Consider the following 17,620-nt stretch of genomic DNA (forward strand, 5'->3'; position numbering starts at 1 on the left):
GCCATCTTGCAAGATGGCTTATTCCTGCTTCAAATCCTCGGGCTTGATGGCCCACAGGCCCGGCAGGTTGCGCCAGTAGCCATACGCGTCCATGCCGAAGCCGACGACGAAGCGGTTCGGGATGACCAAACCGACGATATCGGCTTGTACAGGTTTCTTCTTGCCGATGGCCTTGTCCGCAAACACGGCCAGGATCACTTCGGAGGCGCCCATGTCCAGCAGGCGCTGCTTGACGTGCGCCAGGGTTTCGCCTTCGTCCAAGATATCGTCGAGCACGATCACGGTGCGGCCCGATACATTCGAGCGGGGGATGACTTTCCACACCACTTCGCCGCCCTTGTCGTCGTCGCCATAGCGGCTGACGTGGATGTAGTCGAATTCGAGCGGGAAGCTCAGTTGCGGCAGCAGGTTGCCCGTAAAGACGACGGCGCCGCCCATCACGCCCAGCACCAGAGGGAACTCTTTCGAGTCGTCGGCGTTGAAGCGCGTGTTGAGCACATCGGCCATGCGCGTGATCGACGCCTGCACGGTATCTTGGTCGAACAGCAGTTCCGCGTTCTTGATCAGGTCACGGGCACGGTTGTGATGAAATTCTTGCATGGACTCTTGCATGGCGATGAATGGGGCTGATGATGAATGCGGGTATTATCCCGCAAATCGGCCTTATTTGTAATCGCGCATGTCGTCGATGATTTTCCCATCCTGCGCCAGGCTGCCCACGGCCACCAGTACGACGTCTCCCCGCAGCTTGGTCAGTTCGCGTATCGACCCGATGATGGCCTCCGTGCCGCTGGCGTCATGGGGATCGTCGACTTCGCAATGCAAAGTCATCTCGTCGTTGGCCATGCGCCCGGACACCACCAGCCGTGCCTTCCTGATCTGCGGATGGCGGCGCGCGATCTCATGTACCTGCGACGGGTGCACGAACATGGCGCGCACCTTGGTGGTCTGGTCGGCGCGCCCCATCCAGCCCTTAATGCGCGTATTCGTGCGCCCGCATGGCGAATCCGGCGCATCCGTCAGCACGGCCGACAAGTCTCCCGTGGCAAAGCGGATCAGCGGATAGTCGGCATTGAAGACGGTGACGACGACCTCGCCCACTTCGCCCGGTGCGACGGGCGTGCCGCTGCCCGGATGGACGATTTCCAGCAGCACGTTCTCGTCGATGACCATGCCCGGATTGAGCTTGCCATTACTCGCCGTTTCATAGGCGATGCTGCCGATGTCGGCTGAGGCATAGGTCTGGAACACGTGCGGCACGCCGTTCGCTGCAAACCAGCTGCGCAGGGACTCGGGCAAGGCTTCTGCGCCCATCACGGCCTTGGTGACGCTGCTGATGTCGGCGCCCATCTCGCGCGCCTTTTCGATGATCAGTTTCAGGAATGACGGCGTGCCGATATACGTGTCCGGCTTCAGATCCATCATCGCCTGCACCTGCATTTCCGTCTGGCCGATGCCGGCCGGGATGACGGTGCAGCCGATGCGTGCGGCACCGCCTTCGACCATGAAGGCGGCCGGCGTGAAGTGGTACGAAAAGCAGTTTTGCAGCAGGCCGCCGGCGCGCACGCCGGCTGCGTACATGGGCCGCGCGAAGCGCCACCAGTCGGGCCCCCGGCCTTCCGGGTCGAAGATGGGACCGGGCGAAACAAACACGCGCGACAGGGCGTTCTTCGGCGTCGTGTTCAAACCGCCGAACGGCAGGACATCGTGCTGCAATTGCTTGAGGTCGGACTTGCGCGTCACGGGCAGTTGCGCCAGCGCCGTGCGGCTGGTGATGCTGGCCGCATCGATGCCATCGAGGATGCGGGCCCAGCCCGGCGCCTGTTGCGCGCGCGCGATCAGCTGCGGCAGGGCGGCCATCAATTCGCGTTCGCGTGCGTCGGGCGCGCGCGTTTCCAGACTGTCGAGCGTATCGGTCATGTTACGGATTCTCCAATGTCAATTGCAGTTTTTTCGTCAGCCCAGCAACAATCAGGCGATATGAACGGTGCAGCAGAGCGGCCATTTCAGCGTCGTCGAGGGCGTCGGGACTGGCGACCAGCACCCACCCAGCCCGCGCTAGGTAGGGCGCCGGGCGAAAGCCGGGGCGGTCCGTCAGTTCCAGGAAGCGTTCCGCATCGACCTTGAAGCTGATGCCGCGCGTGCTGCCGGCTTCCGCGCCGCACAGGGCGAACATCTTGCCGCCGACAGAAAACGCCAGCACGTTCGTCCATTTGATGTCTTCTGTCGCGCCGGGAAAGCCGCGGCAGACTGCTTTCGCCCGCTCCAGGTCCATGTCTTGCCTCCCGCGTCAGGCCAGCCAGCGTTTGCGGCGGCGGTAGAACTTCATGTCGCGGAAGCTCTTGCGCCCGGCGCTGGACACGCCCAGGTAAAACTCCTTGACGTCTTCATTGCTGGCCAGTTCCTGGGCTTGCCCTTCCATCACGACACGCCCGTTTTCCAGGATGTAGCCGAAGTCGGCGTAGCGCAGGGCCACGTTGGTATTCTGTTCGGCCAGCAGGAACGACACGTTTTCCTTGTGGTTCAGGTCCTTGACGATGCCGAAGATCTCGTCGACGATCTGCGGCGCGATGCCCATCGACGGCTCGTCCAGTAAAATCATCGACGGCTTGGCCATCAGCGCGCGGCCGATGGCGCACATCTGCTGCTCGCCGCCCGAGGTATAGCCGGCCTGGCTGCTGCGCCGCGTTTTCAGGCGCGGAAAATAGTGGTACACCTTGTCCAGCGCCTCTTTCAATTCGCCACGCGACAGGCTGCGCGTGTAGGCGCCCGTCAGCAGGTTTTCCTCGATCGTCAGGTGGCCGAAGCAGTGGCGTCCCTCCATCACCTGTGACAGGCCCCGCTTCACCAGTTCATTCGGCGTCAATTGGTCCACGCGCTCGCCCTTGAACTGGACTTCGCCCTTGGTGACGTCGCCCCGCTCGCCGCGCAGCAGGGTCGAGATGGTTTTCAGGGTGGTCGACTTGCCGGCGCCGTTCGCGCCCAAGAGCGCCACGATCTTGCCTTGCGGCACTTGCAGCGACACGCCTTTCAGGACCAGGATCACGTGGTCGTAGATGACTTCGATATTGTTCACCGACAGGTAGGGTGGCGGTGCGTCCGCCTGGGGCGGCGATTGCGTGGCAGTGTGGGTCATGGCTGCTTCTTTAAAATGTTCAACACGGGACCGGCGCGTCGGCGCCGATCCGGTTCTTCCCGCCTACGGCATTACTTCATGCATGCCGGCGTGATCTTCTTCTCTTCCGCGTACTTGTTCGACGATTCCTCGACGAGCTTGCGCACCAGGGCCTTGTCGCCGACGATCCACTTCGGCGTGATGGCGGTCCACTTCTTGCCATCCCACTGCTGCACCTTCACGGCGCCCGAACCTTCATGGTCGTCGCAACTGGTTTTCACGGTGGGGAACATGCCCAGCGCGCCCACGGCCTTCTGGCGCGCATCGTCGACGTTCAGGTTTTCCAGGCCCCAGCGCATCTGCTCGCCCGTGATCGGTTTGCCCTTGCCGAATTTTTCCTGCGCCGTGCGGATTGCTTCCACCCACAGGATGCCGGCCGTCACGCCACGCATGTGGTAGACGGAACCGATGCGCGACTGGTCGGCCAGGTTGCCCTTGCCGGATGCGTAGAGCTTCTTGCGGATGTCGTCCAGCACGGGGTAGTTACCCGGCGTATTGAACGTCATCGCCGTGTAGCCCTTGGCCGCGTCGCCCGATGGAATCGTGTCTTCCTCGGAGCCGGCCCACCAGACGCCCAGCATTTTGTCGCGCGGGAAGCCGTTGCGCTGCGCCGTCTTGATGGCCACGGAATTCATCACGCCCCAGCCCCACAGGATCACGTGATCCGGCTTGGCCTGGCGGATCTGCAGCCATTGCGACTGCTGTTCGCTGCCTGGCGGCGCGACGGGAATTTTCACCAGTTCGAAACCGTACTGTTTCGACAGCGCTTCGAGCACGGGCAACGGCTCCTTGCCGAAGGCCGAATCGTGGTACAGGTGGACGATTTTTTTCCCTTTCAGCTTGTCCATGCCGCCATCCTTGTCGCCCAGGTACTTGATCATGGCGGCGGCCTGGCTCCAGTAGCTGGAGATCAGCGGATAGACATACGGGAAGACCTTGCCGTTGGCGGCGTCCGAGCGGCCGTAACCGATCATCGTCATGGGGATCTTGTCCTGTGCCACGCGGTCCAGGATGCCGTAGGCGACGCCCGTGGACAGGGTTTCCACCAGGGTGGCGCCGCCCTGCTTGGTTTTCAGGCGTTCGTAGCACTCCACGCCGCGCGACGGGTTGTACTCCGTTTCGCACTCTTCCCAGCTGATCTTCACGCCATTCACGCCGCCGGCCTGGTTGACCAGGTTGAAGTAGTCGATGATGCCGCCGTAGAAGCCGGAACCGCCGGCCGCGTAGGGACCCACGCGGTAGGACGGCAGGGCGATGTACTGTTCCTTGTCCTGTGCCTGCGCGCTGCCGGCCATGGTGAGTGCGGCACTGGCGATGGCGGCGGCCAGCATGAGCGATTGGATGTGTTTCATTGTGTCTCCTCTTGTTTTATTTGGTTTTCAACAGAACCGACATCTGACTGCAAGGTACAAATTCTTAATGCGGGAAAGGCCACAAACGCAGTTTTTCTTTCGCGATCTGCCACAGCCTGGCCAGGCCGTGCGGCTCGACGATCAGGAAGAAGATGATCAGCGCACCGAACACCATCAATTCCAGGTTCGAGGCCACGCTGGTGGGCAGCGCCAGGCCATGCGCGATGGTGTTCAGGAAGACGGGCAGCAGCACGATGAAGGCCGCGCCCAGGAAGGAGCCGAGGATCGAACCGACGCCGCCGATGATGATCATGAACAGGATGCGGAAGGACAGGTCCAGGTTGTACGCTTCCGGCTCCACCGTGCCCAGGTAGGCATACGCATACAGCGCGCCGGCCACGCCGCAGTAGAACGAGCTGACGGCAAACGCCAGCAGCTTGGTGCGCATCAGGCGGAAACCGATCACTTCGGCCGCCATGTCCATGTCGCGCACGGCCATCCACGAGCGGCCCACGTTCGAGCGGATCATGTTCTTGGCCAGCAGCGCCATGCCGGCCACGATGGCCAGCACCAGCAGGTATTTGCTTTGCGGCGTGTCGAACTGGTAGCCGAGGATGCTCATCTTCTGCACCGTGATCACGCCCGAGGAACTGTAGTTGGTCAGGTACGGGATCTTGGTCAGGCACCAGACGACGAAGAACTGCGTCGCCAGCGTCGACGCGGCCAGGTAGAAGCCGCGGATGCGCAGGGAAGGCAGGCCGAAGGCGATGCCCACCATGGCCGCGCACAGGCCGCCGAGGATGAATGACACGAGCAGCGGCAAGCCGGGCAGGCGCGCCATGAAGTTATACGAGGCAAAGGCGCCAACGGCCATGAAGGCGGCCGTGCCCAGCGACAGCTGGCCCGCGTAGCCCGTCAGGATGTTCAGGCCCAGCGCCGCCAGGGCGAAGATCAGGAAGGGGATCAGAATCGCCGAGAGCATGTACGGCGAGGCGAAATACGGCAGGATGAACACGGCGGCGATCAATGTCGCCGTCAATGCCAGGCGGTCTTGCCGGATCGGGAAGATCTGGTTGTCCGCCTGGTAGCTGGTCTTGAATTGTCCTGCTTCACGATAAATCATGGGGTGTCCTTTGCGGTGGAGCGATTGCGTTGTGCGCGGTATGCATGTTGCGACGACGGCGGTGCGGCGTCAGATGCGCCGGATGATGCGTTCGCCGAACAGGCCTTCCGGGCGCACCAGCAGGAACAGCAGGGCCAGCACGTACGGGAACCAGCCTTCGATGCCGCCGCCCACCATGGGACCCAGATAGACTTCGGCCAGCTTTTCCGACGCGCCGATGATCAAGCCGCCGACGATGGCGCCCGGCACGGAGGTAAAGCCGCCGAGGATCAACACGGGCAGCGCTTTCAAGGCGATGAAGGTCAGCGCGAACTGCACGCCGTTGCGCGCGCCCCACAGCAGGCCCGCCACCATGGCCACCAGCCCTGCCACGCCCCACACGACGGCCCAGATGCGCTGCAGCGGAATGCCCACGGCCAGCGCCGCCTGGTGGTCGTCGGCGACGGCGCGCAGGGCGCGGCCCACCTTGGTTTTCGAGAACAGCAGGGCCAGGCAAATCACCAGCAGGGCGCAGATGCCGGCCGCCACCACGTCGAACTGCGAGACGATGATGTTGAAATGGTCCATCAGGAAGGGCATCGGCACGTCTTCGATGGGCAGGTCCAGTTTGTGCACCTGCGAGCCCCACATCAGCTGGGCCAGGCCTTCGATGAAAAAGGTCAGGCCGATGGTGGCCATGAAGAGGGTGATCTCGGGTTGGTTGACGAGGGGCCGCAAGACCACCCGTTCGATCGCCATGCCCAGAACGATCATGGTGACCATCGTCAGCGGAATGGCCAGCCACAGCGACAGGCCGAACTTGTCCATGAAACCGACGCAGGTGAGGGCGGCGAAGAAGACCATCGCGCCCTGCGCGAAATTGAAGACGCCCGAAGCCTTGTAGATCAATACAAAGCCGATGGCCACCAGCGCGTACATGACGCCCGACAGCAGGCCGCCGATCAGCACTTCAAAGAAGAAATTGATATTCATACGGGTCCCGGGGATTAATGGCTCGTGCCAAGGTAGGCGTTGATGACATCCTGGTTGCTGCGCACCTCGTCGGGCGTGCCGTCGCCGATCTTCCTGCCGTAGTCGAGCACCACCACGCGGTCGGAGATATCCATCACCACGCCCATGTCGTGCTCGATCAGCACGATGGTCGTGCCCAGCTGGTCGTTGACGTCGAGGATGAAGCGGCACATGTCCTGTTTTTCTTCCACGTTCATGCCGGCCATCGGTTCGTCCAGCAGCAGGATCTCCGGCTCGGCCGCCAGCGCGCGGCCCAGTTCCACGCGTTTTTGCAGGCCATAGGGCAGGCGTCCCACGGGCGTTTTGCGGATGGCCTGGATTTCCAGGAAGTCGATGATTTCTTCGGCCTTCTTGCGGTGCTCGATTTCCTCGCGCCGCGCCGGGCCCCAGTACAGGGCCTGCAGCAGGAAATTCGATTTCATTTTGAGGTTCCGCCCCGTCATGATGTTGTCGAGCACCGTCATGCCCTTGAACAGGGCGATGTTCTGGAAGGTGCGCGCGATGCCGGACTTGGCGGCCGCGTAGCAATCCATGCCGCGCCGGTGTTCGCCCCGGTAGATGATTTCGCCCTGCTGCGGGCGGTACACGCCGTTGATCACGTTGAGCATCGAGCTTTTGCCGGCGCCGTTCGGGCCGATGATGGCGCGGATCTCATGTTGTTTGACGTCAAAGGAGATGTCGGTCAGCGCCTTCACGCCGCCGAACGACAGCGAGATGTTCTTCAGGTCGAGGATCACGGGGCCGGTCTTGCGGGCCGTGCCGAAATGGGCGTCGGGTTCGTTCATTTGCATCGTGCTGTGCTCCATCATGCGGCCAGGCCCAGGGCCGGATACGTTTTGCTGTCCCAGATCTGCAGGTCGGCGCTGGTCGACCCTATACGGCCATCCTCGAACTTCACCTGGGTCTCGATGTATTGCGTTGCCTTGCCCTCATACAGGGCGGAAATGAGTACCGCATATTTTTCGGCGATGAATTTGCGCCGTACCTTGCGCGTGCGCGTCAGTTCATCGTCATCGGGATCGAGTTCCTTGTGCAGTACCAGGAAGCGGTGCACCTGCGTGCGGTCCATCAGCGGGTCGGCCGCCAGTTCCGCGTTCATTTGCTCGATGCAGTCGCGGATCAGGCCATACGTTTCGGCGCGGGCGGCCAGGTCGGTGTAGCCGGAGTAGGCGATGCCGCGCCGTTCGGACCAGTTGCCCACGGCTTCGATGTCGATGTTGATGAAGGCGCACACCTGGTCGCGCGCATGGCCGAAGGCCACCACTTCCTTGATGAAGGGGAAGAACTTGAGCTTGTTTTCGATGTAGTTGGGCGCGAAGATGGCGCCGCAATTCATCTTGCCCACGTCGGCCGCGCGGTCGATGATTTTCAAATGGCCTTCGCCATCGAATACCCCGGCGTCGCCCGTATGGAAATAGCCGTCGCTGTCGATCACTTCGGCGGTGGCATCGGGGCGCTTGAAGTAGCCGCTCATGGTGGCCGGCGACTTCACCAGCACTTCGCCGTTGTGCGCCAGTTTGACTTCCACGCCCGGCGCGGGCAAGCCCACGCTGTCGAACTTGATATTGCCGTCCGGTTGCAGGCAGACGTAGGCGCAGGTTTCGGTAGAGCCGTACAGCTGCTTGAGGTTGACGCCGATGGAACGGTAGAAGCGGAACAGGTCCGGGCCGATGGCGGCACCGGCCGTGTAGGCGACGCGCACGCGCGTCAGCCCCAGCACGTTTTTCAAGGGACCGTAGACGAGGACTTCACCGAGCTTGTAGCTGAGGCGATCGGCCAGCGGCACGGGCTTGCCATCCAAGATCTGCGCGCCGCAGCGCTTGGCCACGTCCATGAAATGGCTGAACATGCGGCGCTTGATGCTGCTCGCGTCTTCCATGCGTATCATCACGCTGGTGAGCATGTTCTCGAACACGCGCGGCGGCGCAAAATAGCAGGTGGGGCCGATTTCGCGCATGTCGATCATCACCGTGTCGCCCGATTCGGGACAGTTGACGGTGAAGCCGGCCACCATGGCCTGCGCCAGCGAAAACAGGCAGTCGCCTACCCACGCCATGGGCAGGTAGGAGAGGATGTCTTCATCGTCGGTGAGCTTGTCGAAGGCGACGCAGCCTTCGCCGGCGGCCAGCAGCGCCGCGTGGCTCTGGCACACGCCCTTCGGTTTGCCCGTGGTGCCCGAGGTGTACAGGATGACGGCCGAATCGCTGCCCAGGCCAGCCTCCACGGACGCCTCAAAAAAGCCGGGGTGTTCGCGGTCGTAGCTGCGGCCCAGTGCCTGCAGGGTGGCGAAGGACAGCAGTTCCGGCTGGCGGTAGTGGCGCATACCCCGCTCGTCGTCATAGGCGATGTGGGCCACGTGCGGGTACAGCGCTTTCAGTTCGAGCAGCTTGTCGACCTGCTCCTGGTCTTCGACGATGGCGTACTGGATCTGCGCATCCTGCAGCACGTAGGCCATGTCGGCGGCCGGCGCGTCCTGGTAGAGCGGCACGGGCACGCCGCCCAGGCTTTGCGCGGCCAGCATGGCCCAGTACAGGCGGGGACGGTTATCGCCGATGATGGCTAGGTTCATGCCGCGCTGAAAGCCGATGGCGGCCAGGCCGCAGGCCAGCGCGCGCACCTCCTCGTTGACTTCGGCCCAGGTCCAGGTCTGCCAGATGCCCAGGTATTTTTCGCGAAAGGCGGGCTTGTCGGATCGTACCGTCCCGTGTTGCAATAAGCGCCGCGGAAAAGTCGGCATTGCTGCTGTGGTATGTGTCTGCACCAGTGTCTCCCTGTTGCTTGTCTCAGGCCCCACCTCGTTGGATGGCGCTCTGTGTTTTTTATGTGTAAGGCGTTTGTGCAATGATAGTAGCTTGCGTTAGTTTGCCGAGTTGTCTTTTCGGGGACATTTACCCACTTTTCGATGGTGCATCGCACAATGACCAACCCTGATATCAGTCTCAAGGATGCCGTGCGCGCGGCCCACTGGGCGCAGCTGCTCGACCCCGTTCAACTGGCGCGGGTCGAGGCGGATGTGTTTGAAACCTTCGTGCCGAAAGGCGGCTTTGTCTGCCGCAAGGGCGAGCCGGTGGACAACTGGATCGGCGTCATCAGCGGCATGGTGAAAATGAATAATTTTTCCGCCTCGGGCAAGGCCATGACCTTCATCGGCGTGCCGCCCGGCAGCTGGTTCGGCGAAGGTTCATTGCTGAAGAATGAAATCCGCAAATACGACACCATGGCCCTGCGCGACACGCGCGTGGCGCGCCTGCCCGGCGCGACCTTCCACTGGCTGCTGGAAACGAGCCTGCCATTTACGCGCTTCCTGCTGATGCAGCTCAACGAGCGTCTGGGCCAGTTCATCGGCATGGTGGAAAACGAGCGCCTGCTGGACTTGAACACGCGCGTGGCGCGCTGCCTGGCGTCGATGTTCAACTCGCACCTGTACCCGGGCGTGGACACGCTGGTGCAGCTGTCGCAGGAAGAAATCGGCCTGCTGTCCGGCTCTTCGCGCCAGCGCGCCAACCAGGCCTTGCAGGTGCTGGAAAAAAAGGGCTTGCTGCGCCTCGATTACGGCGGCATCCGCGTGCTGGACCTCGATGGCTTGCGCCGCTATGAAGCCGATGATGGCGAATGAGGCCGCGCCGCCGGAACGCCCTGCAAGCGCCGGGCTAATCGCGGTATCATAGGCGCTTCCCAGCACCGCACCTTTTCGCCGCCATGCAGACATCCGTTCAGAGTACCCCCGCCTCCCGTTTGACCGAGCTGCGCGCCGCCATGCGCGCGCAGCGGATCGATGCGCTGATCGTGCCTTCGGCCGACCCGCACCTGTCCGAATACCTGCCGGCGCGCTGGCAGGGCCGCGAGTGGCTGTCGGGCTTTACGGGTTCCGTCGGCACCCTGGTCGTCACGCAGGATTTTGCCGGCGTGTGGACCGATGGCCGCTACTGGGAGCAGGCGGAAGACGAACTGGCCGGCAGCGGCATCGTGCTGAAGAAAATCCCGTCCGGCGCCAGCGTGCTGTATATCGACTGGCTGGGCGAGACCATGCAGCCGGGGCAGACGGTGGCCGTCGACGGCGCCGTGCTGGGCCTGGCCAATGCGCGCCTGCTGCAGCAGGCGCTGGGCGCGCAAGTGACCTTGCGCACGGATACCGACGTGCTGCACGCCGTGTGGCCGGACCGTCCGGCCATGCCGGCCGCACCCGTGTACGAGCACGCGGCCGCGTATCCGGCCCTGTCGCGCACGCAGAAACTGGCGGCCCTGCGCGCCAGCATGGCGGGTCACGGCGCCAGCCACCACGTGATTTCCACGCTCGACGACATCGCATATCTGTTCAACCTGCGTGGCGCCGACGTGCATTACAACCCCGTTTTCCTCGCGCATGCGCTGGTGGGGCCAGAGCGCACTACCTTATTCGTCGCCGACGGCAAAGTGCCTGCGGCCCTGCGCGCCACCCTGGAAGAACAGGGCGTGGACGTGGCCGCGTATGACCGCGCGGCCGCCGCGCTGGCCGCCTTGCCGGCCGGCGCCACCCTGCTGCTCGACCCGCGTCGCATCACCTATGGCACGCGCCAGGCCGTGGTTGACGGCGTGCGCGTGGTGGAAGCCATCAATCCCACCACGTTTGCCAAGTCGCGCAAGACGGACAGCGAAGCGGCCCACGTGCGCGCCGCCATGGAGCAGGATGGCGCCGCCCTGTGCGAATTTTTCAGCTGGCTCGATGCCACCCTGGCCGACCCGCAGCGGGCACCGCTGACGGAAATCGGCGTCGACGAGCACCTGACGGCCGCCCGCGCGCGCCGCAGCGGCTTTGTCAGTCCCAGTTTCGGCACCATCGCCGGCTTCAATGCGCATGGCGCCATCATGCATTACCACGCCCATGCAGGCAGCGAGGCGACCATCGAGGGCGACGGCCTGCTGCTGATCGATTCCGGCGGCCAGTACCTGGGCGGCACCACGGACATCACGCGCGTGGTCCCCGTCGGCAGCATCACGGCGGAACACCGGCGCGACTTCACCCTCGTCCTGCGCAGCATGATCGCCCTGTCGCGCGCGCAGTTCCCGCGCGGCGTGAAGTCGCCCATGCTGGACTCGATCGCCCGCGCGCCCCTGTGGGCAGAGGGCATCGACTTTGGCCATGGCACGGGCCACGGCGTGGGCTTCTTCCTCAACGTCCACGAAGGTCCGCAGTCGATTTCGCAGTCCGCCATGCCGGAGCCGCAGACGGCCATGGAGCCGGGCATGATCACTTCCGTCGAGCCGGGCATCTACCGTCCGGGCCAGTGGGGCATCCGCATTGAGAACCTGGTGCTGAATGTATCGGCCGAAACGACGCCATTCGGAGAATTTCTGCGCTTCGAGACCTTGACCCTGTGCCCGATCGACACGCGCTGCGTGGAGCGCAGCCTGCTGCGCGACGACGAGGCGGCCTGGCTGAACGACTATCACGCCACTGTGCGCGCGCGCCTGGCGCCGCTGCTCTCCGGCGACGCGCTGGCGTGGCTGGAACAGCGCACGGGAGCCATCTGATGCGCTCGACCCGCGCTACCTCCGCCATCGAGCGCCTCAAGGAACGCACCGGCAACCGCCTGTACACGATGGCGCGCACGGGCGATGAACTGTTCTTCCTCACGGAAGGTCCCGGTTTGCCGCCTCTGTGCCCGCCGCTGGAGCTGGACGCCTTTGTCGCGTTCGTGAGCGGCCTGGGGCCGCAAAAGGCGCGCCGCGTCAGCAAGCTCGATGTGGCGTTTGAAAAGCAGCTGACGAAAAAGCCCCAGGACTAAATGCCGACCATCGACTTCCTGCGCGCCTACTGGTCGCCGTCCGAGCTGGCGACGAATGGCGTGATCCTGCTGAACCTGCTGGGCGCGCTGCTGCTGGGGCTCTTGGTGGGTTACGAGCGCTCGTACCATGGGCGCGCGGCCGGCATGCGTACCTACAGCCTTGTCTGCATGGCCTCGGCCGCCCTGACGGTGCTGGGCGGTTATCCCGAATTCTGGTACGGCGGCCACGGCGCCGTCGTCGGCGGCGACCCTACGCGCATCGTGCAGGGCATCGTCACCGGGGTCGGCTTCCTCGGCGCCGGCGTCATCATGCGCGAGGGGTTCAACATCAGCGGCTTGACGACGGCCGCCTCGATCTGGGCCTCTTCCGTGATCGGCATCATGGTGGGCATCGGCTTCTATCTGTCGGCCATGGGCCTGGCCTTCCTGTGCGCGATGGCGATGATTTTTCTGTCAAAATTGGAAAACTGGCTGCCATCGCGCCACGCCGTGGCCATCACCATGCGTTTCAAGCGCGACTTCATCCCCCGTGAAGATGCGCTGCGGCGCATGGCGGCCAAGCGCGGCTACGATATCGCCAGCGGTTCGCTGACCATCGGCAGCACGGACGGCATGCAGGAATGGCGCTTCGTCGCCATCGCACACGGCAAGAACACGGGCGCCAGCCTGTCGGCCATGTCGGCCGAACTGGCCGCCTTCGACGGCATCGCCGGCTTCCAGCTGTCGCATGCCCGCAATTAACCGGACGTCAACAGAATGAACATGGATGCACAGGCCCAAGACGTACTCGATTTCTGGTTTCTGCCGCCGGATCATCCCGGCCATGGCCAGGCGCGCGCGGAGTGGTTCCGCAAGGACGACGCTTTCGACGCGCAGATACGCGAGCGCTTCGGCGCGCTGATCGATGCCGCCATCGCTGGCGGCTTGCGCGCATGGGAGGCGACGCCGCCTGGCGCGCTGGCGCGCATCATCGTGCTCGATCAATTCACGCGCAATGTGTATCGCGGCACGCCGCGCGCGTTTGCCGGCGACAGCCAGGCGCTGGCGCTGGCCGTGTCCATGACGGAGCAAGGTCTTGACCGGCAACTGCCGCCGATGCTGCGCGCTTTCGTGTACCTGCCGTTCGAGCACGCGGAAGACCTGGCCATGCAGGCGCGCGCCGTCGAGCTGTTCCAGCTGCTGTCGCAGGCGCAGCCCGGTTTCGAGAGCATGCTCGACTACGCGCAGCGCCACCAGGAAGTGATCGCTCGCTTCGGCCGCTTCCCCCACCGTAACGCCATCCTGGGCCGCGCTTCCTCGCCACAAGAGGTGGAATTCCTGCGCCAGCCGGGTTCGAGTTTCTAGCGCACCGCCATGCATCTGACCTTGAATATCATCGGCGCCGGCCACGTGGGCCGCGTACTGGGACGCCTGTTCGCGCAGCTGGACGGCACGAACGGTGGCCGCATCCTGGTGCAGGACGTGCTGACGCGCTCGATGGCGTCGGCGCGCTCGGCCGTGGACTTCATCGGCGCCGGCACCCCCGTCGACAGCTATGCGGCCTTGCGCCATGCCGACGTCACCATGCTGGCCGTCTCCGATGACCAGATCGGCCCGGCCTGCGCGGCGCTGGTGGCCGAAGGACGCCAGGCGGGCGCCATCGTCTTCCACTGCAGCGGCGCGCTGGCGTCGAACGTGCTGCTGGCGGCCACGCAGGCGGGCGCCTCGGTGGCCAGTGCGCATCCGATCCGCAGCTTTGCCGACCCGGCCCAGGTGGCGGCCACGTTCGACGGCACCTTTTGCGGCATCGAAGGTGATCCGCTGGCGCTGGCCTTCCTGACACCAGCCTTGATCGCCATCGGCGCGCGCCCCGTGCCCATCGACCCGGCCGCCAAGACCCTGTATCACGCGGCGGCCGTGTTCGCCAGCAATTACCTGGTGACGGTGCTCGATGCGGCCCTGCGCGCCTACCAGGCGGCGGGCATTCCCGAGCCCGTGGCGCGCCAGTTGGCCCAGCCGCTGGTGACGGAAGCGGCGGCGAACGTGTTTCGCCTGGGCGCCGCGCCGGCCTTGAGTGGTCCCATCGCGCGCGGCGATGATGCTACCGTGCAACGCCAGTTGCAGGCGGTGCAGCAGTGGGATGCCGCCACGGGTGAACTCTACCGTGCCCTGGTGGCGCCCACGCAGGAGCTGGCCCGCCGCAAGCGCGGGCAATAAGCCCGCTCAGCCGGCATACACGCCGTTGCGGCCGCCTTGTTTCGCCTGGTACAGGGCGCTGTCGGCGCGGGAAAAGAACGCCGATTCGCTTTCGTCGGGCCGGTATTCGGCCACGCCCAGGCTGATCGTCACGGGCAGCTGCGGCTCGGGCAAGCCGAAATCGTGGCGTTCGACGGCATTGCGCAGGTTGTCCGCCACTTCCACGGCCTGCGCCAGGCTGCAGTTGTTCAGCAGCACGAGGTATTCCTCGCCGCCCCAGCGCGTGACGACGTCGCTCTCGCGCACGGTGGCGCGCGCCACGTCGGCCACGCCGCAAATGACCTTGTCGCCCCACAGATGGCCGTGGGTATCGTTCACGCGCTTGAAGAAATCGATGTCGAAGAGGATGGCCGACATGGGCTGCGCATTGCGTTTGGACAATAACATGGCGCGCTGGAACAGCAGTTCCAGCGATTGGCGGTTCAACAGGCCCGTCAGCGCATCCGTCGAGGCGATGCGCTCGATGCGGCGCTGGTAGCGGTTCACCGTCAGCAGGGTCAGCAGCAGCACCAGCAGGGTGACGCCGAAGCTGATGGCCAGGTTCAGGATGAACACGCCCTGCAGCGACTTGACCTCGTCGCTGACGTTCTGTTCGACGACGAGGTACCAGCCCAGCTCGGGAATGAAACGCGAGTTGACGAGGATTTGCGCGCGCCCCAGCTGGTAGGACAGATGCGTCGGCTCGCTTCGGTGGTTGACGATCTGGTCGGCGATGGCATTGACGCCAGGCAACTGATGGATGTTGCCGTGACCGTTGCGCATGGTCTTGCCCGATAGCACCAGGGTACCGGCGGCATCGACAAAATAAATGTTGCGGTGGAAACGCGCCTGGTAGCGGTCGATGATGCGGCTCATGGTGTCCAGGGTCAGGCCGATGCCCGTGGCGCCGATGAACTGGCCGTCGTAGTCGACCACGCGGTGGTTGATGAAAATGGTCATGCTGTCGCGGTTGGCCATGTCCACGTCGACATTCGTTTCGTAGTCGCTGTTTTCCATGGCGCGCACGCGGTAGTACCAGATGTCGCGCGTCGCCTCCGGGCTGACGGACTTCAGCGTGCCTTCCGCGTAATAATATTTGCCGCTCTTGTCCGAGACGAGAAAGCTGGTGATGGCGCCATATTTCTTCTTCACTTCGGCCAGGTAGCGCACGATCTGCGCCGGGTTGCTTTCGCCGGCGAGTATCCAGTCGCGCACGAAGGTGTCGTGCGCCATCAGCGAGGAGATGAAGACGGGACGCAGCATGTCCTTCTGGATCTCGGAATAGATGTTGTCGCCCGTCAGGGGCAAGGTCTGGTCGGCGATGCCGTGCTCGATGGCCTTGCGCGACGCCAGGTAGCTGGCCAGGCTGGTGGCCATGAAGCCCGCCCCGAGGATCAGGGTCAGGAGTATTAGCAGGCGGTACTTGATCGACAGAAGACGCATGGGGAAGAGGGTTGGCGGGCCAGGGGCGCGCGGATCCTGGCCCAGGCCGCCAAGCCGGGGACAATCTCTGCGCAAGCCAAAAGTATGCAGCAGGGTTGATATTGATGCAATGATAACTAGCTTTCCTGGCAATTTATGCTGGCGGACGCGACAAGATAACCACGACTTACCAAATAACAGCGCCGATTTGTCGACAAAGATGCAAATTAGCAATAAGATTTGACGAGGGGAATCATGGCGCATCCCCCTGTCTTGCTGCCCGTTTCCGGCGCAGGACGCCACGCGCAAGGAGTGTTGCATGTTATTTTTAAAGAGTACGTCCGTCAGCAAGGCGCCCGGCATCTATGAAGTCGATATCGCCGCCAAGCCACCCGGCAAGACCTTCGGCGTGTTCCTCGCCACCGACCCCGACCACCCGCCGCATGCCTTGCTGGGCCAGCTGAAGGCGCTCGGCTACGAGAACACCTACAGCTCGCCGTATCTGCACAAGGACCAGGGCAAGGTGCTGGACCTGCATTTCCAGAAAGACGGCACGGATATCTTCAAGGGCTGGAAGACGGACGAATGCACGCACAACCTGGCGGCCATCACGGCCCTGTTCCAGGAGCACGGCATTGCCATCGCCCCGCGCGTCATGTCGATGGCCGAAGCCTACGCCTGAGCGCCGATCACAACCTGCTGCGCGTCGGCATAGGCGGCCGGCGATGCTCGCCGCCTCGGCGGCCCCGTCAAAGCACGGTTGTGCTTCTCAGCCACCTCTCCCTTGCGCACGCTACGGTGGTATTTGGCGTTTCAAGCAGCGTCAAGCCGTTTCCACGCCGATGTGGTACAGCGCCCATGGGCAGCTGGCGAACCGTTCGGCCAGGGGCAGGGCCACGGCGGCGGCCATGCGGTCCGCATCGTAGATCGCCCATAGCGGCCCCAGGCCACCGAGCGCCATCGGCTGGCCGTCGAGGTGGGTGGCGACAATGACATGTTGCGCGCGCGCCTGTGCCACGGTCAGCGCCGCCGCATAGCCGTCCACGGCGCGCAGCAGCAGGCGCGTCGCCCCATCCTCCGGCGCGCCGGCCGCCTTCAGCACGTCTTCCAGCAACGGCCCGCGCAGCGCATGCGCCTTGCCGTCATATTCCAGGGTGGGCCGGATGGTGCGCGCCGGCAAGGCCGTCAGTGCCGCGAAGTCGAACGCCCGCGCCCGCTCAAAGCTGACCTTTTGCTTGTGCATCATCTGGTCGCGCACGGCATCGAATGGACCACGGTTGGGCTTGGCGATGCTGCCCGTGACGGTCAGCAGGGCCGGCCCGCGCAGGGCCGCCGGCGCCGCGCGGGCGATGGCCGGCAGCGTGGCCGCCGTCGCGGCAGCGGCAAGAAACTGGCGTTTGTGCATGCACTTCTCCTCGTCGGCTGACTAGCCTTAATTCTCTTAAGTCTATCTTAAGTTCGCTCAACAGGGCGCATCTTGTTGTTATTGTCAGTTTGGAATGTCGGCTTACATCTTGTCACAGTTCTTACGGAATGGAGAAAGACGTAGCTTTTTGTG

Annotated in this window: 18 protein-coding genes; 7 read left to right on the forward strand and 11 right to left on the reverse strand. The window is 63.9% G+C overall.

Translation table 11 applies throughout. The features are described 5' to 3' along the window. Window positions 1–18 precede the first annotated feature (18 nt). The 9 genes from EBS11_RS08500 to EBS11_RS08540 form a co-directional block, all read right to left on the reverse strand. Complete coding sequence (locus EBS11_RS08500; RefSeq protein ID WP_290602017.1) at window positions 19–600, reverse strand: hypoxanthine-guanine phosphoribosyltransferase; 582 nt, start codon at window positions 598–600, stop codon at window positions 19–21. 63 nt (window positions 601–663) lie between these two features. After that, the gene (locus tag EBS11_RS08505) at window positions 664–1,920 is read right to left on the reverse strand and encodes an AMP-binding protein (protein ID WP_290602019.1); all 1,257 of its coding nucleotides are present in this window, start codon (window positions 1,918–1,920) and stop codon (window positions 664–666) included. Between the two features lies 1 nt (window position 1,921). Then, window positions 1,922–2,275, reverse strand: a complete 354-nt coding sequence (locus EBS11_RS08510) for an MmcQ/YjbR family DNA-binding protein (protein ID WP_290602020.1) — start codon at window positions 2,273–2,275, stop codon at window positions 1,922–1,924. A gap of 15 nt (window positions 2,276–2,290) precedes the next feature. Next, on the reverse strand, window positions 2,291–3,136 hold the full coding sequence (locus EBS11_RS08515) for an ABC transporter ATP-binding protein (RefSeq protein WP_290602021.1): 846 nt from the start codon (window positions 3,134–3,136) through the stop codon (window positions 2,291–2,293). A 71-nt stretch (window positions 3,137–3,207) separates the two neighbouring features. Continuing rightward, a complete protein-coding gene (locus EBS11_RS08520; protein WP_290602022.1) occupies window positions 3,208–4,527 on the reverse strand; it encodes an ABC transporter substrate-binding protein in 1,320 nt (439 codons plus the stop codon). Window positions 4,528–4,591: 64 nt separating this feature from the next. Beyond that, on the reverse strand, window positions 4,592–5,650 hold the full coding sequence (locus EBS11_RS08525) for a branched-chain amino acid ABC transporter permease (RefSeq protein ID WP_102292772.1): 1,059 nt from the start codon (window positions 5,648–5,650) through the stop codon (window positions 4,592–4,594). A gap of 69 nt (window positions 5,651–5,719) precedes the next feature. Beyond that, window positions 5,720–6,616 carry a branched-chain amino acid ABC transporter permease gene (locus EBS11_RS08530; RefSeq protein ID WP_290602148.1) on the reverse strand — a complete coding sequence of 299 codons (897 nt, stop codon included), beginning with the start codon at window positions 6,614–6,616 and terminating at the stop codon, window positions 5,720–5,722. Window positions 6,617–6,636: 20 nt separating this feature from the next. After that, a complete protein-coding gene (locus EBS11_RS08535) occupies window positions 6,637–7,452 on the reverse strand; it encodes an ABC transporter ATP-binding protein (protein WP_290602024.1) in 816 nt (271 codons plus the stop codon). Between the two features lie 14 nt (window positions 7,453–7,466). Further along, window positions 7,467–9,398 (reverse strand): AMP-binding protein, encoded by a 1,932-nt coding sequence (locus EBS11_RS08540; RefSeq protein WP_290602026.1) that lies wholly within the window; start codon window positions 9,396–9,398, stop codon window positions 7,467–7,469. 180 nt (window positions 9,399–9,578) lie between these two features. Here EBS11_RS08540 and EBS11_RS08545 point away from each other — a divergent pair, with 180 nt between their 5' ends. From EBS11_RS08545 to EBS11_RS08570, 6 genes are all read left to right on the forward strand, one after another. Then, complete coding sequence (locus EBS11_RS08545) at window positions 9,579–10,277, forward strand: Crp/Fnr family transcriptional regulator (RefSeq protein WP_290602027.1); 699 nt, start codon at window positions 9,579–9,581, stop codon at window positions 10,275–10,277. 83 nt (window positions 10,278–10,360) lie between these two features. Beyond that, complete coding sequence (locus EBS11_RS08550; RefSeq protein ID WP_290602029.1) at window positions 10,361–12,172, forward strand: aminopeptidase P family protein; 1,812 nt, start codon at window positions 10,361–10,363, stop codon at window positions 12,170–12,172. Beyond that, on the forward strand, window positions 12,172–12,426 hold the full coding sequence (locus EBS11_RS08555; protein ID WP_290602030.1) for a hypothetical protein: 255 nt from the start codon (window positions 12,172–12,174) through the stop codon (window positions 12,424–12,426). Before EBS11_RS08550 ends, EBS11_RS08555 begins: the two co-directional genes overlap by 1 nt. Then, a complete protein-coding gene (locus EBS11_RS08560; protein ID WP_290602032.1) occupies window positions 12,427–13,167 on the forward strand; it encodes an MgtC/SapB family protein in 741 nt (246 codons plus the stop codon). A 15-nt stretch (window positions 13,168–13,182) separates the two neighbouring features. Beyond that, window positions 13,183–13,770, forward strand: a complete 588-nt coding sequence (locus EBS11_RS08565) for a DUF924 family protein (RefSeq protein ID WP_290602034.1) — start codon at window positions 13,183–13,185, stop codon at window positions 13,768–13,770. Between the two features lie 9 nt (window positions 13,771–13,779). Beyond that, complete coding sequence (locus tag EBS11_RS08570; RefSeq protein WP_290602035.1) at window positions 13,780–14,622, forward strand: Rossmann-like and DUF2520 domain-containing protein; 843 nt, start codon at window positions 13,780–13,782, stop codon at window positions 14,620–14,622. Between the two features lie 6 nt (window positions 14,623–14,628). Here the strand turns inward: EBS11_RS08570 and EBS11_RS08575 are convergent, their stop codons facing one another. Beyond that, complete coding sequence (locus EBS11_RS08575) at window positions 14,629–16,083, reverse strand: sensor domain-containing diguanylate cyclase (RefSeq protein ID WP_290602037.1); 1,455 nt, start codon at window positions 16,081–16,083, stop codon at window positions 14,629–14,631. 298 nt (window positions 16,084–16,381) lie between these two features. On the opposite strand from EBS11_RS08575, the gene EBS11_RS08580 reads away from it, so the two are divergent. Then, window positions 16,382–16,744, forward strand: a complete 363-nt coding sequence (locus EBS11_RS08580; protein ID WP_290602038.1) for a hypothetical protein — start codon at window positions 16,382–16,384, stop codon at window positions 16,742–16,744. Between the two features lie 141 nt (window positions 16,745–16,885). Here the strand turns inward: EBS11_RS08580 and EBS11_RS08585 are convergent, their stop codons facing one another. Beyond that, the gene (locus EBS11_RS08585) at window positions 16,886–17,467 is read right to left on the reverse strand and encodes a molybdopterin-dependent oxidoreductase (protein WP_290602039.1); all 582 of its coding nucleotides are present in this window, start codon (window positions 17,465–17,467) and stop codon (window positions 16,886–16,888) included. Between the last annotated feature and the right edge of the window lie 153 nt (window positions 17,468–17,620).

The sequence above is a fragment of the Janthinobacterium sp. genome (genome assembly GCF_009923995.1).
In the GTDB taxonomy this organism is placed as follows: Bacteria; Pseudomonadota; Gammaproteobacteria; order Burkholderiales; family Burkholderiaceae_D; genus Janthinobacterium.

Coding starts and splice junctions, on each gene's coding strand:
- EBS11_RS08560 (WP_290602032.1), top strand. CDS start 12,427: ATGCCGACCATCGACTTCCTGCGCGCCTACTGGTCGCCGTCCGAGCTG.
- EBS11_RS08565 (WP_290602034.1), top strand. CDS start 13,183: ATGAACATGGATGCACAGGCCCAAGACGTACTCGATTTCTGGTTTCTG.
- EBS11_RS08535 (WP_290602024.1), bottom strand. CDS start 7,452: ATGCAAATGAACGAACCCGACGCCCATTTCGGCACGGCCCGCAAGACC.
- EBS11_RS08575 (WP_290602037.1), bottom strand. CDS start 16,083: ATGCGTCTTCTGTCGATCAAGTACCGCCTGCTAATACTCCTGACCCTG.
- EBS11_RS08500 (WP_290602017.1), bottom strand. CDS start 600: ATGCAAGAATTTCATCACAACCGTGCCCGTGACCTGATCAAGAACGCG.
- EBS11_RS08520 (WP_290602022.1), bottom strand. CDS start 4,527: ATGAAACACATCCAATCGCTCATGCTGGCCGCCGCCATCGCCAGTGCC.
- EBS11_RS08540 (WP_290602026.1), bottom strand. CDS start 9,398: ATGCCGACTTTTCCGCGGCGCTTATTGCAACACGGGACGGTACGATCC.
- EBS11_RS08585 (WP_290602039.1), bottom strand. CDS start 17,467: ATGCACAAACGCCAGTTTCTTGCCGCTGCCGCGACGGCGGCCACGCTG.
- EBS11_RS08505 (WP_290602019.1), bottom strand. CDS start 1,920: ATGACCGATACGCTCGACAGTCTGGAAACGCGCGCGCCCGACGCACGC.
- EBS11_RS08525 (WP_102292772.1), bottom strand. CDS start 5,650: ATGATTTATCGTGAAGCAGGACAATTCAAGACCAGCTACCAGGCGGAC.
- EBS11_RS08555 (WP_290602030.1), top strand. CDS start 12,172: ATGCGCTCGACCCGCGCTACCTCCGCCATCGAGCGCCTCAAGGAACGC.
- EBS11_RS08550 (WP_290602029.1), top strand. CDS start 10,361: ATGCAGACATCCGTTCAGAGTACCCCCGCCTCCCGTTTGACCGAGCTG.
- EBS11_RS08515 (WP_290602021.1), bottom strand. CDS start 3,136: ATGACCCACACTGCCACGCAATCGCCGCCCCAGGCGGACGCACCGCCA.
- EBS11_RS08510 (WP_290602020.1), bottom strand. CDS start 2,275: ATGGACCTGGAGCGGGCGAAAGCAGTCTGCCGCGGCTTTCCCGGCGCG.
- EBS11_RS08580 (WP_290602038.1), top strand. CDS start 16,382: ATGTTATTTTTAAAGAGTACGTCCGTCAGCAAGGCGCCCGGCATCTAT.
- EBS11_RS08545 (WP_290602027.1), top strand. CDS start 9,579: ATGACCAACCCTGATATCAGTCTCAAGGATGCCGTGCGCGCGGCCCAC.
- EBS11_RS08570 (WP_290602035.1), top strand. CDS start 13,780: ATGCATCTGACCTTGAATATCATCGGCGCCGGCCACGTGGGCCGCGTA.